The 14,709-nt window shown below is 72.1% G+C and carries 12 protein-coding genes; 2 read left to right on the top strand and 10 right to left on the bottom strand.

Annotated elements, in window-relative coordinates; all coding sequences use genetic code 11:
* Nucleotides 1-70: 70 nt before the first annotated feature.
* Nucleotides 71-781: a response regulator transcription factor gene (locus WA675_RS17580; RefSeq protein ID WP_336085655.1), complete on the bottom strand. Its 711-nt coding sequence runs from the start codon at nt 779-781 to the stop codon at nt 71-73.
* A gap of 266 nt (nt 782-1,047) precedes the next feature.
* On the opposite strand from WA675_RS17580, the gene WA675_RS17575 reads away from it, so the two are divergent.
* Complete coding sequence (locus tag WA675_RS17575) at nt 1,048-1,995, top strand: serine/threonine dehydratase (protein WP_336085654.1); 948 nt, start codon at nt 1,048-1,050, stop codon at nt 1,993-1,995.
* 1 nt (nt 1,996) lies between these two features.
* Here the strand turns inward: WA675_RS17575 and WA675_RS17570 are convergent, their stop codons facing one another.
* From WA675_RS17570 to WA675_RS17530, 9 genes are all read right to left on the bottom strand, one after another.
* A complete protein-coding gene (locus WA675_RS17570) occupies nt 1,997-2,851 on the bottom strand; it encodes an SDR family oxidoreductase (protein WP_336085653.1) in 855 nt (284 codons plus the stop codon).
* 36 nt (nt 2,852-2,887) lie between these two features.
* Nucleotides 2,888-3,535 carry an FHA domain-containing protein gene (locus WA675_RS17565; protein ID WP_336085652.1) on the bottom strand — a complete coding sequence of 216 codons (648 nt, stop codon included), beginning with the start codon at nt 3,533-3,535 and terminating at the stop codon, nt 2,888-2,890.
* Nucleotide 3,536: 1 nt separating this feature from the next.
* Complete coding sequence (locus WA675_RS17560) at nt 3,537-4,829, bottom strand: vWA domain-containing protein (RefSeq protein ID WP_336085651.1); 1,293 nt, start codon at nt 4,827-4,829, stop codon at nt 3,537-3,539.
* A complete protein-coding gene (locus WA675_RS17555) occupies nt 4,826-5,758 on the bottom strand; it encodes a PP2C family protein-serine/threonine phosphatase (RefSeq protein WP_336085650.1) in 933 nt (310 codons plus the stop codon). The genes WA675_RS17560 and WA675_RS17555 overlap by 4 nt, the downstream gene beginning before the upstream one ends.
* A gap of 80 nt (nt 5,759-5,838) precedes the next feature.
* Nucleotides 5,839-8,322 (bottom strand): serine/threonine-protein kinase, encoded by a 2,484-nt coding sequence (locus WA675_RS17550; protein WP_336085649.1) that lies wholly within the window; start codon nt 8,320-8,322, stop codon nt 5,839-5,841.
* Nucleotides 8,319-9,491, bottom strand: coding sequence for a hypothetical protein (locus WA675_RS17545; protein ID WP_336085647.1), 1,173 nt, complete (start codon nt 9,489-9,491; stop codon nt 8,319-8,321). Before WA675_RS17545 ends, WA675_RS17550 begins: the two co-directional genes overlap by 4 nt.
* A complete protein-coding gene (locus WA675_RS17540; RefSeq protein WP_336085646.1) occupies nt 9,488-10,462 on the bottom strand; it encodes a glutamate ABC transporter substrate-binding protein in 975 nt (324 codons plus the stop codon). Before WA675_RS17540 ends, WA675_RS17545 begins: the two co-directional genes overlap by 4 nt.
* Nucleotides 10,459-11,703, bottom strand: coding sequence for a hypothetical protein (locus tag WA675_RS17535; RefSeq protein WP_336085645.1), 1,245 nt, complete (start codon nt 11,701-11,703; stop codon nt 10,459-10,461). Before WA675_RS17535 ends, WA675_RS17540 begins: the two co-directional genes overlap by 4 nt.
* 152 nt (nt 11,704-11,855) lie before the next feature.
* Complete coding sequence (locus tag WA675_RS17530; protein WP_336085644.1) at nt 11,856-13,355, bottom strand: flavin-containing monooxygenase; 1,500 nt, start codon at nt 13,353-13,355, stop codon at nt 11,856-11,858.
* 181 nt (nt 13,356-13,536) lie between these two features.
* On the opposite strand from WA675_RS17530, the gene WA675_RS17525 reads away from it, so the two are divergent.
* Nucleotides 13,537-14,691 carry an LLM class flavin-dependent oxidoreductase gene (locus WA675_RS17525; protein ID WP_336085643.1) on the top strand — a complete coding sequence of 385 codons (1,155 nt, stop codon included), beginning with the start codon at nt 13,537-13,539 and terminating at the stop codon, nt 14,689-14,691.
* Nucleotides 14,692-14,709 lie beyond the last annotated feature (18 nt).

Here is a 14,709-nt window from a genome sequence, read left to right as displayed (position 1 = left end):
CATCTAACATGTCCAACCGACTTTGCGGTCTTTGTGTCGAGCTCTTTGCGGTTCTATGACGAATTGTTGACTACGACTGCACGTCGAGGCGATAACCCAGCCCGCGCACGGTGACGACGATGCGCGGATCCGAGGGATCGCGTTCGATTTTGGTGCGCAGTCGGCGCACGTGGACATCGACGATGCGTTCGTCACCGAAAAATCCTTGATCCCACACTCTTTCGAGCAGTACGGATCGGCTGAGCACACGCCCCGGGGTCTCGGCCAGTTCGCACAGCAGCCGGAATTCGGTGACCGTGAGGTGGATCTCCTCCTCGCCGCGCCGGACGGCGCCGGCGTCGGTGGCGAGCACCAGCGGTGCCACCGGATCGTCGTCGAGCACGACCTCCGGGGTGGCGTCGCGATCGGCGGTGATCCGGGCCCGGCGGCGCAGGGCGCGCATGCGGGCGGTGATCTCCTTGATCTCGAACGGCTTGCTGACGAAGTCGTCGGCACCCGCCTCGAGGGCCGCCACGACGTCGTGGGTGTCGTAGCGGGTGCTGATCACGATGATCGGCACGTCGTGGTCGCGCCGGATCTCCCGGATGCAGTCGAAGCCGTCGGTCTCGCCGCGCATCAGGTCGACGATCATCAGATCGGGTGGCCCGTCGCTGCGGAGCTGATCGAGGGCGTCGGCCGGGATACCGGCCTCGGCGACGGCGTAGCCCTCGTCCTCCATCGCGCGCCGGAGGCTGCCGCGCATCTGGACATCGTCGTCCACGATCATCAGGTTCGCGCTCATGCTCGCACCTCGCTGTCGCGGGGCACGATCATCGATCGCTCAGTTCGCTCGCTCATGTGCACATCCTTTGCTGACACGCCGGGGTGTGCGCCGGATCGGTGGGGAACTCGCGTCCCCAATCCGACACGACATCCCGCCTTCGAGCTTGTTACCGATCTGTTATGTACCCAGACCGGGCCTCGCGTAAACCCGCTGTAACAATTCGCCCGCTCACCAGGCGGTTCGACACGCCGCGACACGCGGGACGGCGGTGGCATAGTCGAGGAGTGACGCCCACCTATGACGACATCACCGCGGCCGCGGCCCGGATCGACGGGCTGGTCCGCCCGATCACCGTCGCACCGTCGGCTCCCGGGCCGGATCCGCGGTGGTTCGCGCTGGAATTCCTGCAGTTCACCGGCTCGTTCAAGGCGCGCGGCGCGCAGAACTTCGTGCGCGCGCACGCGGCGGCGGGCACCCTGCCCGACGCCGGTGTGACGATCGCCTCCGGCGGCAATGCCGGGCTGGCGTGCGCGTGGGCGGCCCGCGCGGCGGGGGTGCCCGCGACGGTGTTCCTGCCGGAGACCGCGCCGCGGGTCAAAATCGATCGACTCCGTGACTACGGCGCCGAGGTGCGACTGATCGGTCCGGAGTACAAGCAGGCGCTGGCCGCGTGCCGGGAGTTCGCCGCGAGCACCGGGGCGCTCGCCGCGCACGCCTACGACCATCCGCTGATCGCCGCGGGCGCGGGCACGCTGCTGCGCGAGATCAGCGCGCGCGTTCCCGATCTGGACACCGTGGTGGTCGCGGTCGGCGGGGGCGGGCTGTTCACCGGCACCGCGATCGCCGCCCGGCACGCGGGGATCCGCACGATCGCGGTGGAACCGGCCGGATGTTCCTCGCTGCACGCCGCGCTGGCGGCGGGGCGGCCGGTACAGGTGAGCGTGGACTCGATCGCGGCCGACTCCCTGGGCGCGCCGAATGTGTCCGCCATGGCGCTGGCGGCGGCACAGCAGGGCGATGTGCGCTCGGTCCTCGTCGACGACGAGACCATCCGCGCCGCGCGCCGTCGACTGTGGCACGAGCACCGGATCGCGGTCGAGTACGGCGCGGCCACCGCGCTGGCCGCGCTGCTCGACACCGGCTCGGGCCCGGCCTACCGGCCGGAACCGGGCGAACGGGTCTGTGTCGTGCTCTGCGGGGCCAATACCGACCCCGCCGACCTCAGCGGGTAGGTCAGCGCACCAGGGCGTTCTTGGTCGCGTAGTCGGTCATCACCTTGTTGAGCCCGCGCATGGCCAGGGTGTAGCCGTAGGGGACGTAGCGCTGGCCCCAGTGCGCGAGCTGGATGTCGCGCGAGGTGTAGACGAAGTAGCGGTTGCGTTCGACCCCCTTGATCACCGCGGTGGCGGCCTGGTCGGGGGTGACGGCGTGGCGCAGGAACAACTTCATGGCCTTGTGCAGGGCCTCGGAGTCGCGGTCCACCCCGGCGATGTCGAGGCTGTCGACCATGGGGGTGGCCATCGCGCCGGGGCACACCAGGCTGACGCCGATCTTGTGGCGGCGCAGATCGAAGCGCAGCACCTCCGAGACGCCGCGCAGACCGAACTTGGTGGCGCTGTAGGGCGCGTGCCAGGGCAGGCCGAACAGCCCGGCCGCCGAGGAGACATTCACGATGTGCCCGCCGCGGCCCGCGGCGATCATCGGCGGCACGAACTCCTCGATGACGTGGATCGGCCCCATCAGGTTGATGTCCACGGTGCGCCGCCACTGCTGGTGGCTCAGCTTGTCGACGGTGCCCCAGGTGGCGATGCCCGCCACGTTCATGACGATGTCGACCCGGCCGACGGCCTCGAAGGTGTGCGCGGCCAGCCCGACCACCGCGCTGTGGTCGCTGACATCGGCCGCGTGCGCCAGATGCACCGTGGCACCCTGCGCGCGCAGCTCGGCGGCGGTCTGGGCCAGGGTGTCCTCGGTGATGTCGGTGAGCACGAGGTCAGCGCCCTTCGCCGCGGCCGCGAACGCGGTCGCACGCCCGAGGCCGCTGGCCGCGCCGGTGATCAGGCAGGTCTTCCCGTCGAACTTCGTCATGATCTGCAGACCCTACGGTTCGAAGAACAGCTACGTCTATGGTTCGGCGGTGATCGCGATGGTCGTCCAGCCGCCGACGTGGATCCGGCTGCCGTCGCGCACGGTGATCGCCACCTGCGGGATGATCGGCGATTCGGCGCCGTCGAGGCTGGTGCCGTTGGTGGAGCCGAGGTCGGTGACGGTGAGCGCGCCGGTCTCGTCCACCCGGATCATGGCGTGCGCGCGGGAGACCCCGAGGTCGGCCGGGGCGATACCCAGGTCGATCTCGGGCACGATGCCCTGCGAGGTCGAGCGCTTGCCGATCAGGATCTGGTTGCCGCGCAACTCGATCCGGCGTTCCGGATACGACTCGGGGAACGCCACCCGTTCGGCGTCGGGTCCCTTGCGGGCCTGGACCCGGGTGTAGAACTCGCGGTCGGCGTAGACCCGGGCGACCCAGCGGCGGCCCGCGAGCGGGCGCTCGTCGACCGGTGGGGCGTCGCCGGGCCGGGCGGCGGCCGCGGCGGGCAGAGCCGAATCGTGCCCGCACACCTCGCAGAACCGCCCACTGGTGGGCGTGGCGCACGCGGTGCACAGGCGCAGGGCCGCGGCGGGATCGGGGGTCGGGCCGCCGGTCAGCGCCGATCCGCAGACATCGCAGTAGTCGATGGCCCGCGACTGGTGGCCGTCCGCGCACACCGGCATGTCAGCCGCCCTCCGGCCGGACCCGCGCGGTCTTGGTCGAGCGGATGTCGAGGGCGAGTTCGTCGGCCGCGGCGACCTGGCCGCGCAGTTTCACCGTGCCGTCGCGGTCGTCGACTTCCACCACGCCGCGCAGCAGCTTGGCGGTGGCCTCGTGGCCGGACGCCGCCGCCAGTTCCACGGCCCGGCGCAGCTTGGCGGTGGCGGTGGACAGATCACCGCTGCGGCGCGCGGCCAGGCCCTCCTGCACGGCCTGGGCCAGCTCGACCTGCCCGGTGTAGTGGGCCACCCGGGTGCTGATCCGGGTGGACAGCGTGGTGTCGGTGGTCCACACCGCGCGCACCAGGCCCTGGCCGAGGATCTCCTCGCCCGCCAGCACGCTCAGACGCGCGGCCAGCTTCTCCCGGCCCGGCGCGGCGGGTTCCAGCTCGATCTGCACGTGGTATTCGCGTTCCTCGGCGGCCCACGACGACAGCGGGTACTCCCCCACCTGCGCGCCGGTGTCGGCGCGCCGGGCGGTGAGGTCCTCGAGCACCGGGGCGACCTGCTTGACCATCCGCACCCGCGCCCCGACCGGCGTCCACACCCGCAGCGTGAGCTCGGGGATCACCCGGGCCGTCGAGGAGCGCATCATGGCCGCGAAATCGCGGGCGAGGTCCTTGGGGTCGGCGACCAGGTCGGCATCGCCGGAGAGTTTCGCGGAGATGGTGTGCAGGTCGGCGGCGGCCCAGTCGGCGCCCACGCCGCGGCAGTCGCAGACGAAAAGCCCTTCGGCGCGGTCGAGTTCGGTGGCCAGCTGCTGGGGCGTCTCGTGCTCGTTCTTGCCGTCGGTGAGCAGGATCGCGTGCGCCTGGGCTCCGGGGTGGGCGGCGGCGACCTGGCGGGCCAGCGCCAGCCAGGACCCCATGGCGGTGCCGCCGTCGGGCCGCAGCGTGCCCAGCGCGGTGCGGGCCGCGCCCCGGTTGGCGCGGTCGGCGGGCGCGGACAGGGTGCCGTCGGCCGGATAGATCATCCGGGCCGTCTCGGTGCCCTCGATGATGGCGAAGGCGGTGCCGTCCGGGATCTCGTCGATCGCGGTGCGGGTGGCGGTGCGCGCGTGCTCGAACTTCTGCTTGTTGCCCATCGACCCCGAGCAGTCGATGATCAGGATCTCCAGCCGCGGCGGCGGCGTGGCGACGGCGGCCAGCTCGGAGCTGGTAGTCACCGTCAGGACCGCGTCGACCACGCTCGCGCCCTCGGCGAGGAACTCGTTCTGGTCGACGGCGATCGATATCCCCGCGTTCTCTGCCGAACTCATTGCACTCCTGGATCTGGTGACGCGGCGCCGGACACCGTCACCGGGGCCAGCGCGACCGTGATGTTGTCGCTGCCACCGCTGTTCAACGCGAAGTCGGCCAGCGCGCGGGCGGCGGCCTGCGGCGAGGTCTCGACGGTGAACCCGGCCAGCGCGACAGCGTCGGGCAGATAGTTCCACAATCCGTCGCTGCACAGCAGCAGGGTTCCCGGTTCGGTGACGGTCATGCGTTGCAGGCAGTTGCCCGACCACGGCGCCTCGCTGCCGTCGGCGCCGAGCCAGCGCAGCAGCGTGTGCGCGCGGGGATCGCGCATGGCCGCCTCCTCGTCCATGGCGCCCGCGTCGACGAGGGCCTGGGCCCACGAGTCGTCGACGCTGAGCCTGCGCGAGGCGGTGGGATCGCCCGCGGCGAGCCAGAAGGCCCGGCTGTCACCGACATTGGCGACGGTGATCTCGGTGCCCGCCGCGGTCTCGCGCACGATGGCCGAGACGTAGGTGCACGAGGGCGCGTACTCGGCGGTGCGGGACATGCCGCGCACGGCCGCGGTGGCGGTGGCCAGCCCGGCCATCACGCTGTCGGTGTCGGAGCGGCCGTCGGCCAGCGCGGCCAGGGCGGCGTCGACGCCGGTGCGGGCCGCGGTGCCGGAGGCGGCCTGCGGGTCCTGCGAGGTGGAGACGCCGTCGCTGACCACGATCACCCGGATGCCGTCGCCCTCGCGCACGGCGGCCGCGACGGCGTCCTCGTTGCGGGAGTGGCTGATCCCGCGATCGGTGAGCACGTAGACCGCGCCCAGATCCTCCTCGAACCGGTCCGGCATCGGCTTGGGGCTGCCGCACTGCACGCACAGCCCGCCCTCGTAGCGGCGTTCCCCGCAGGTCGAGCACTGCGGCACCGAGACCGGGTCGTGCACGGGGATCGCGGCTTTGCGCACTCCCAGCTCCCGGCCGCAGCCCTCACAGAAGCGGTGTCCCGCCCTGGCCGACCCCCCACAGTCCGGACATCCCGGCGCGTTCACAGCGTGGTCCTCGGCCGCACCGCGTTCGCCTGATCCACCAGCACGAACCGCGTCCACATGTCCTCGGCGTCGCGCGCCAATGTCCGCAAGCATCGTTCCAACCCCGTCCGCACTCCCTGCTCGGTGAATTCCACATCCAACAGCTTGCCCGGCGCCTGCGGCCGCTGCCCCGACCGGATCCAGTTCAGCGCCGCTTCCAGCACATACATCCGCACCCGCGCGGCCCGCTTGCGCGAGTCCAGCCGCAGGTCCTCGACCCGCTGCCCGGCCTCGCGCAGCAGTGTCTCGTCCAGCTCCCCCGGATCACGGTCGGCCAGCAGCGTTTCCACCGCCACTACCCGTGCCTCGGTGAACATCGCCGAGGCGCGCTCCACCTGGTCGAGCACCGCGACCGCGCCGAGCCGGTCGCCGAGGGCGCGCCGCAGCCGGGCAGCGCCGAAGGCCGCCGCCAGGTAGGTGTGGTCGGTGCGCCAGACCAGATCGTAGAGCGCCAGCGCGCGGCGTAGGCCCGCTTCGTCGATCGGCGCGGGCCCGGCCGCGCGCACGGCGAGTTCGAGGGCCGCGGCCAGGGCCAGCTTGGGCGCCGACTCGCCGGGCAGCGCCGCGTAGACGGACTCGAGATCCTGGGCCGCGGCGAGGTGGTCGCCGGTGAGCAGGGCGGCCTGGGCCCGGTACCAGACCGGCCGCCAGTCGAATTCCAGCTCGGGGCCGAGGGCGTCGAGGCGGGCCACGGCGGCGGTCGCGTCCCCGGCTTCCAGTTCGGCGCGGACCAGGCGCAGCGGGATCTCGGTCGACTCGCCGCCGCCGGTGACCACCGCGCGCGGACCGGCGGTGAGCGCCTGCTCCAGTTCGGCGGGGGTGGCGGCGTCGGTGGTGGCCAGCAGGGCGGCGCCGCTGTCGCCGGGATCGACCAGGGGCGCGGGCAGTCCGGCGATCAGGGCGGCGGGTTCGGGGGTGGCGCTGTCGATGCCGAAGACCGCGCGGGCCGGGCCGAACGAGCTCGACATGCCGGGGCGCGGGACGCCGTCGCCGGTGGCGAGGACCTCGCGCAGCACGCCGGTGAGCTGGTCGGCCATCTCGCTCATCGAGGCGAAGCGGTGCAGCGGGTCGGGGTCGGTGGCGCGCAGCAGGAACCGGTGCAGCGAATCGTGTTCGGCCAGTAGTGGTTCGGCGTCGGGGGTGGGCAGCGGGCCGAGGCGGCCGTCGACCGATGGGACGCGCATCATCAGCACGGCCAGGGTGCGGCCCGCGGTGTAGATCTCGGTCGCCACGGTGGGACCGGTCTCGGCGATCTCGGGGGCCTGGTAGCCGAGGGTGCCGTAGATGGGGCTGGTGGTGTCGTCCATGGCGATGACGGCACCGAGGTCGATCAGCTCGAGGCGTTCCTCGGTCTGCATCACGTTGTCGGGCTTGAAATCACAATAGGCCCAGCCGCGGGCGTGCAGATAGCCCAGGGCGGGCAGCATCTCGAGGACGTAGGCGATGGCCTGGGCGGGCGGCAGGTAGCGCTGGGTCGCGGCGCGGTGGGCGCGCAGGATCTGCTTGAGCGAGGTGCCGCCGACATAGGCCATCACGATGTAGCCGACGGGGTCGCCCGCGGTGTCGAGGTGCTCGGTGAAGTTGTGGATCTTGACGATATTGGGGTGGTCGACCTCGGCGAGGAAGCGGCGCTCGGCCAGGGCGGCGGCCAGCGCGTCCGGATCGCCGGTGTCGATGAGGCCCTTGAGCACCACCCAGCGCCGGTTGACCCGGTGGTCGGTGGCCAGATAGATCCAGCCCAGCCCGCCGTGCGCCAGGGCGCCAGCCACCTCGTACTGGCCGCCGACCAGATCGCCCGCGCGCAGGCGCGGGACGAACGAGTAGCGGGTGCCGCAGTGCGGGCAGAATCCGGCGGTGCGGCCCGCGACACCGTCGTGGCCGCGCCCGACCGGCTTGTCGCACTTGCCGCAGTAGCGATCGGATTCGGGGACCTGGGGGTCGGCGAGGACGGCGGTAGCGGGGTCGACGCGCGGCACCGGCGGGATCTCGACGAGTCCGGCGCCGAGCCTGCCGCGGGCGGCCGAGCGGGCCGAGCCGCTGCGCGTGCGCACCGAGCGGCTGGAGGTGCGGCCGCGTTCGCTGATGGTGGGCGCGGAGGGACTGTAGACGGTGCCGCTCGGGGCGAGGCCGGTCGCGGCCGCGCCCGCCGGAGCCGTGCCGGTCGCGGTGGGCGTGGCGCCGCTTCCGCTCGGCGTGGCAGTCGGGGCGGTGCCGCAGATCTCGCAGTAACCGTCGGCGATCGTTCCGGGACAGCCGGGTTCGGCGCAGACGCCGGGCGCACGGGCTGGGACGACGGGAGCGCCCGCGCGGGGCTGGGCGGTGGTGCGTGCGCGCGGGGGGATCTCCTCGGCCGGGGCCGCGCTCGCCACAGGCGCGGTGCCGCAGACGGCGCAGTACCCGTCCTCGACGGCACCCCCGCACCCGGGTTCACTACATGTCATGCTCTCCGCCCCGCTTTCTCCCCGATGATCGAACGATAGTCGGCGACCGCGCGGGTGACCGCGGCGAGATCGCAGGGAAGCCGCCCGAGCAGCCCCGCCGCGATCCGGTCGGCGGCGAGGACGTCGCGGTCCTCGCTCAGGCCGAGCCGGTCCGCCTTGGCGCGGTAGGCGGTGAGCCTACCGCGCAGTTCGGCGCGCCGGTCGAGCAGTCCCTCGGCTAATTCCGTTCGGCGCATGGCGATTTCGTGCGCGGCGCCGACGCGGGCGCGCAGCGCGAGCAGGTGCTCGACGGTCGGGCGGGTGGGCTCGGTGCCGAGCGTGCCGAGTTCGGCGGACAGCGTGCGGGCCGGTTCGCCACCGTCCGGGAGTTCGGCGGTGGCGATCTTGTGCCGCGCCTGCCGCGCGGAATCGGCGGCGCGCGACTGCGCCGCGTCCAGGGCCGACAGCGCGGCGCGCAGCGCGGCGACGGCGGCGGGCAGGTCGGCCGCGACGGCGAGATGGTCGGCGTGGCGGGCGGATTCGGTGTCGACCAGCGCGGTCAGGGTGGTCAGCGCGGTGTCCACCTCGCCCGGGGCGAAGCCGAGCGGGTCGGTGCCCGCCCGGCGCAGCAGGGCGGCGAGGGGTGCGGCGGCGGCATCGAGGACGCCGTGGGCTCGCTCGACCCGCTGTTGCAGCGGGGCCAGCGCGCCGAGCACCCTGCGGTCGACCGCCTCGACCTCCTCGGCGAACGGGACGACGAAGGCGAACGCGGCGCGCATCCGGTCCAGGCAGTCCGCGATGCCGACGGTGACGACGGTTTCGCTCGGACCGGTGAGCCCGCGCTGGGCCAGCGGGATCGGGACACGGTCGATCTCGTGCGGGCGGCCGCGCAGCAGGACGGTCAGCCGGGCGCGGGCGCGTTCGTCGAGCCGGGATCGCCCGGCGCGCACCGTCTCCGCCTCAGCGAGGATGGCGCGCACCCGGCCCAGGTCCTCCCACAGCGCGCCGAGCGCGCGGTCCACGGGGGTCCAGCGGCGGGCGGTCTCCCCCGTCGGCGGATACCGGCGCACCAGGGCCAGGCCGGGATGCCGGTCCAGGTCCAGCAGGGTGCTGGTCACTGTCGCCAGTTCGGCGGTGCGGGTGGACAGTTCGCGATCGATCTCGGCGGTGCCGAGTATCGGCGAGCTCATCCGACGTACCGCGGCGCGGGCGGGCCGGGCGAGGGGCCCAGCGCGGCCAGGTGCTGCTGGTAGATGCGCTGCCAGGTGCCGTCGGCACGGGCCCGGTCGAGCACGCCGTTGACGAAGCGCACCAGGTCCTCGTCGCCCTGGGGGACACCGACCGCGTAGGCTCCGGTGCCGATCGGCTCGCCCACGATCGCCAGATTGTGGTCCTGGGCCACCAGCCCGGCCACGATCGGCTCGTCCCCGCTGATCGCGTCGACGGTGCCCTGTTGCAGCGCCGCCAGGCAGTCGGTCCAGTTGGTCACCCCGAGCACCGATGGCGGGGTCGCCAGCGCGAACAGCGGCGCGGCCGCGGTGGTGCCCTTGGCCACGCACACCCGCCTGCCCGCCAGCGCCGCCGCGGAATCGATCCCGGAGCCGCGCGGGGCCACGATCCGCTGTGCCGCCACGTAATAGGCGCTGGAGAAGCCGACCTCGCGGCGGCGTTCGCAGGTGGCCGAGAAGGTGCGCACGATCATGTCGAGCTTCTTCTCCCGCAGCAGCGGGATGCGCTCGGCGGCGGTCACCGACCGGAACTCGATCTTGTCGGGATCGCCGAACAGGTCGCGCGCGATCTCGCGGGCCAGGTCGATGTCGAAGCCCTCGAGCCGACCGGTGGCGGGGTTGCGGAAGCCGAACATGTAGGTGTTCTGGTCGACGCCGACCCGCAGCCGTCCATTGGCCACGATCGCGGCCATGGTCGACCCCGCGGGCATCGCGCCGGGGCGGGGCTGCGCGCCGGGGGCGAGGGTGCCTTCGGTGTCGCAGATGCCGCCGCCCTGTTCCACCGGTGCCTCGGTGATCGCCTCGGCGCCGGGCAGCGGCGGCGCGACCGCGGTGGCGGCGATGGTGGACGGGGCGGGCGCGTCACCGCATCCGGTGGCCAGCACGGCGAGCGCGGCGAGGGCCGCCGCCAGCAGGGGGCGTCGGGTGCTCACAGGAACTCCTTGATCCGGGGCCACAGGCCGGTGATCACCGCGCCCGCGGCGGCCAGCAGCAGGGCAAGGGTGCCGAAGGGGCTCAGCGTCAACAGGGTTCCCGCGTCGTCGACGCCGTCGCGCAGGTCGGCGCGGGCCTGGGCCAGCGCGCCGCGCAGTTCCTCGTCGAGGCGGGCGAAGCTGGTCGCCGAGCTGTCGGGGGCGGTGCCGATGGCCTGGGCGACCGCGCCCGCGTAGTCGGCCTTCTCGTAGGCGGTGCGCTGGGCATTGTGGCCCGCGGTCCAATTCGTCAGGGCGCGTACGGCATCGGAGTCGCCCGCGCCCGCGTCGTTGAGGCGCTGGGCCAGCTCTGTGGTGTGGGTCTGGAAGGACTTCTCCGGGACGGTGATGTCACCGCGGGTGATCAGGGCCAGGGTCTCGTCGGTGCGGGCCTGCTGGGCCAGGATGCGCGCACCGGCCAGGTGTTCCAGCCGCGCGCCCGCGCCGTCGTCGCCGGTGTCGAGCACCTGCGCGGCGGCGACGGTGGCGCCCGCGGTCCACAGCAGGGCCAGCAGGGTGGCCGCCGCGGCCAGCGCCACCCCGGCGTTGACCAGCCGGTTGGTGCGGCGCAGCAACAGCAGCGAGCCCACCGCGCAGGCCACCAGCACCAGCAGGAGCAGCAGCACGCCGGTCCACGGCAGCGCGCCGACGCGGTCCTGGTCGGCGCGCACGGCGGCGAAGCGGGCTTCGTTGAGCTGTTCGGCCTGCGGCAGCAGCGAGGTCTGCATGAGGTCGGAGGCCTGGCGCAGGTAGGCCGAGCCGACCGGGAAGCCCTGCCGGTTGTTGGCGCGGGCGGTCTCCACCAGGCCGGTGTAGGTGGGCAGGTCGGCGGCGATCCGGGCGACGATGGCGCGGCTCTGCGCGTCGGTGGCCCCGGCGGTCGCCTCGGCCAGCGCCGCGGCGGCGTCGGCCAGTGCCTGCTCGTAGGTGTCGCGGACCTGCGGGGATTCGATGCCGCCGGACAGGAAGGCGGTGGCCGCGCCCGCGTCGGCGGCCGAGAGCGAGACATAGAGGCTCTGCGCGGCGAAGGCCAGGGGTTCGGTGCGGTCGAGCACCTGGTCGGTGCGCTCGATCTTCGCGTCGAGCTGGCCGCCGACCGTCGATCCGGCGAGCAGACAGGCGATCGTGGTGACCACCAGCACCGCGCCGATGACACCCGGTGTCGTCGCGGCGAAGCGCCGCACCCACTCCCAGACTCCCACACCGTCCTCCTTCATCTCCCCGGGCGGTGTCCCTCGCCCGCGATAGTACGGGAGACGCTGAAAGTTCGCCCGCGTGAACAGAACCCGCCCCCACGCAGACAACGGGGCCCGGCACGCGGTGGTGTGCCGGGCCCCGCCGGGGGATGCCTGGGTCAGGCGCTGGCGACCTTCGCGCCGGGTTCGGCGGCGGTGCCGACTTTGCTGAACTGCAGGACGCCGTCGTCGACGGGCGCCTTGTGCATCAGCGTGCGGTCCCGGTAGTAGTTGTTGACCAGCTTCCACGCGCCGCGCGCGCCCTGACGGGGCATCGCGGCGTTGCCGCGCTGGATGTAGCCCGAGGTGAGCGCGCCGCCCATGAGCGACTCGTCGGCGATGTCCTCGGGGTTGGCGTGCACCTCGAAGGTGGTGAAGCCGCGGTCGCGCATGATGTTGAGCACGCGGCACAGGTACGCGGCGGCCAGGTCGGCCTTGAGCGTCCAGGAGGCGTTGGTGTAGCCGATGATCATCAGGAAGTTCGGGATGTCGGAGTACAGCACGCTCTTGTAGGCGACCGTCTCGTTGAACTTCACCGGCTGCTCGTCGATGCTCATGGTGATGCCGCCGAGCATCTGCACGTTCAGGCCCGTCGCGGTGACGATGATGTCGGCCTCGAGCTCCTGGCCGGACTTGGTCCGGATGCCCTTCTCGGTGAAGGTCTCGATGTGGTCGGTGACGATGTCGGCCTTGCCGCTCTTGAGCACCTTGAACAGGTCACCGTTGGGCACCACGCACAGGCGCTGGTCCCACGGGTTGTAGCTGGGGGTGAAGTGGCGCAGGTCCACGTTCTTGCCGACCTGCAGCCGCACCTGGGCCAGCATGAGCTTCTTGGCCAGCTCCGGGTTGGTGCGCGAGAGCTGGAAGCTGGCGCGCTGCAGCGCGATATTGCGGGCGCGACCGATCTTGTAGGCGATGTGGTCGGGCACGCGCGACTTCTTCAGGCCGATCGCGACCGGGTCGTCCGAGGGCAGCGCCTGGATCCAGGTGGGCGAGCGCTGCAGCATGGTGACGTGGGCGGCCTCGTCGGCCATCGACGGGATCAGCGTGATGGCGGTGGCGCCGGAGCCGATGACCACGACCTTCTTGCCGGTGTAGTCCAGGTCCTCGGGCCAGTGCTGCGGGTGCACGATCTGGCCCTGGAACTGGTCCTGACCGGGGAAGGTGGGCTGGTAGCCCTCGTCGTAGTTGTAGTAGCCGCTGGCGCCGACGAGCACATTGGCGGTCCAGGTCTCGGTCTCGCCGGTCTCCTCGATCACCGCGGTGACGGTCCACTGGGCCGCGGTGCGGTCGAAGTCGGCGGTGACGACCTTGCGGCCGAAATTGATGTGGTCGGTGACGCCGTATTCCTTGGCGGTGTCCTCGACGTACTGGCGGATGCTGGCGCCGTCGGCGAGCACCTTGGTGCCGATCCAGGGGCGGAAACCGAAGCCGAAGGTGAGCATGTCCGAGTCGGAGCGGATGCCGGGGTACTTGAACAGGTCCCAGGTGCCACCGATATTGGCGCGGCGTTCCAGGATCGCGTAGCTGCGTCCGGTCTGCTCGCGGGTGAGGTGACAAGCCGTGCCGATTCCGGACAGGCCAGCGCCGATGATCAGTACGTCGACATGCCGCGTCATTGAGGAAACTCGTTTCGTAGGGTCGTCGCCGCCCGGGCACCGTCGCCCGAGCCTGCTTCGAGGTTACGTGTTTCGCCTAGTTACGTCTAGTTCCGTGGCCGGTTCGGGTCCGGACCGGCACTTCCGCGCAGCGTGAGCGCAATCGGTGACGGGACCGTGGCGGCCGGTCAGCATCGACTGCATGACCGAACAGCACCTGTCGTTCCACTGGTTCCTGCCCACCTACGGCGACTCGCGCGGGTTGATGGCGGGCGGACACGGCAGTTTCATGTCCGGTGACCGGCCCGCGACCCTGCGCTATCTCAACCAGCTCACCGCGGCCGCCGAGGACAACGGCTTCGCGGGCGTGCTGACCCCGACCGGCGCCTGGTGTGAGGACGCCTGGCTGACCACCGCGATGCTCGTCCAGACCAGCGAGACGCTGAAGTTCCTGGTCGCCTTCCGCCCTGGTCTGACCAGCCCGACCCTGGCCGCCCAGATGGCCGCGACCTTCCAGCGTCATTCCGGCGGGCGGCTGCTGCTCAATGTCGTCACCGGCGGTGAGCAGCGCGAACAGGAGGCCTACGGCGATTTCCTGGACAAGTCCCAGCGCTACGCCCGCACCGGTGAGTTCCTGCACATCGTGCGTTCGCTGTGGGAGTCGAGCGCGCCGTTCAGCTTCGACGGCGAGTACCTCCAGGTGAAGGAGGCCGTACTGGGCGCCCGTCCGGATCCGGTTCCGCCGGTGTTCTTCGGTGGGTCGTCGGGTCCGGCGGGCCCGATCGCCGCGAAGTACGCCGATACGTATCTGACCTGGGGTGAACCGGTCGACGCGGTGGCGAAGAAGCTGGACTGGATCCGCGGGCTGGCCGCGCTGGAGAACCGCACCGTCGATTTCGGGCTGCGTATCCATGTGATCAGCCGCGATACCGCCGCCGAGGCGTGGGCCGAGGCCGACAAGCTGCTGTCCGGGATCGCGCCCGGGGAGATCGAGCGGGTGCAGGCGAACCTGGCCAAGAGCGATTCGGAGGGGCAGCGCCGGATGGCGCGGCTGCACAACGGGCGCACCGACAGCCTGGAGATCGCGCCGAATCTGTGGGCCGGGGTCGGGCTGGTGCGCGGCGGCGCGGGCACGGCGCTGGTCGGCTCGCACGCGGAGGTCGCCGAGCGGCTGCTGGAGTACGCCGCGATCGGCATCGACCACTTCGTGCTGTCGGGGTATCCGCATCTGGAGGAGGCGTACTGGTTCGGCGAGGGGGTGCTGCCGATCCTGGAGCGCAAGGGGGTGTGGCGGCATCCGTCGCGGCCGGTCGCGGTGCCGTCGGTGGCGCCGTTCACGGCAGCCGCCAGTAGCTGAGTACGGCCGGAACAGGGC

The organism is Nocardia sp. SSK8, assembly GCF_037034205.1.
In the GTDB taxonomy this organism is placed as follows: domain Bacteria; phylum Actinomycetota; class Actinomycetes; order Mycobacteriales; family Mycobacteriaceae; genus Nocardia.
The sequence above is the reverse complement of the archived record's forward strand: the minus strand, read 5'-3'. Positions and strand labels throughout refer to the sequence as shown.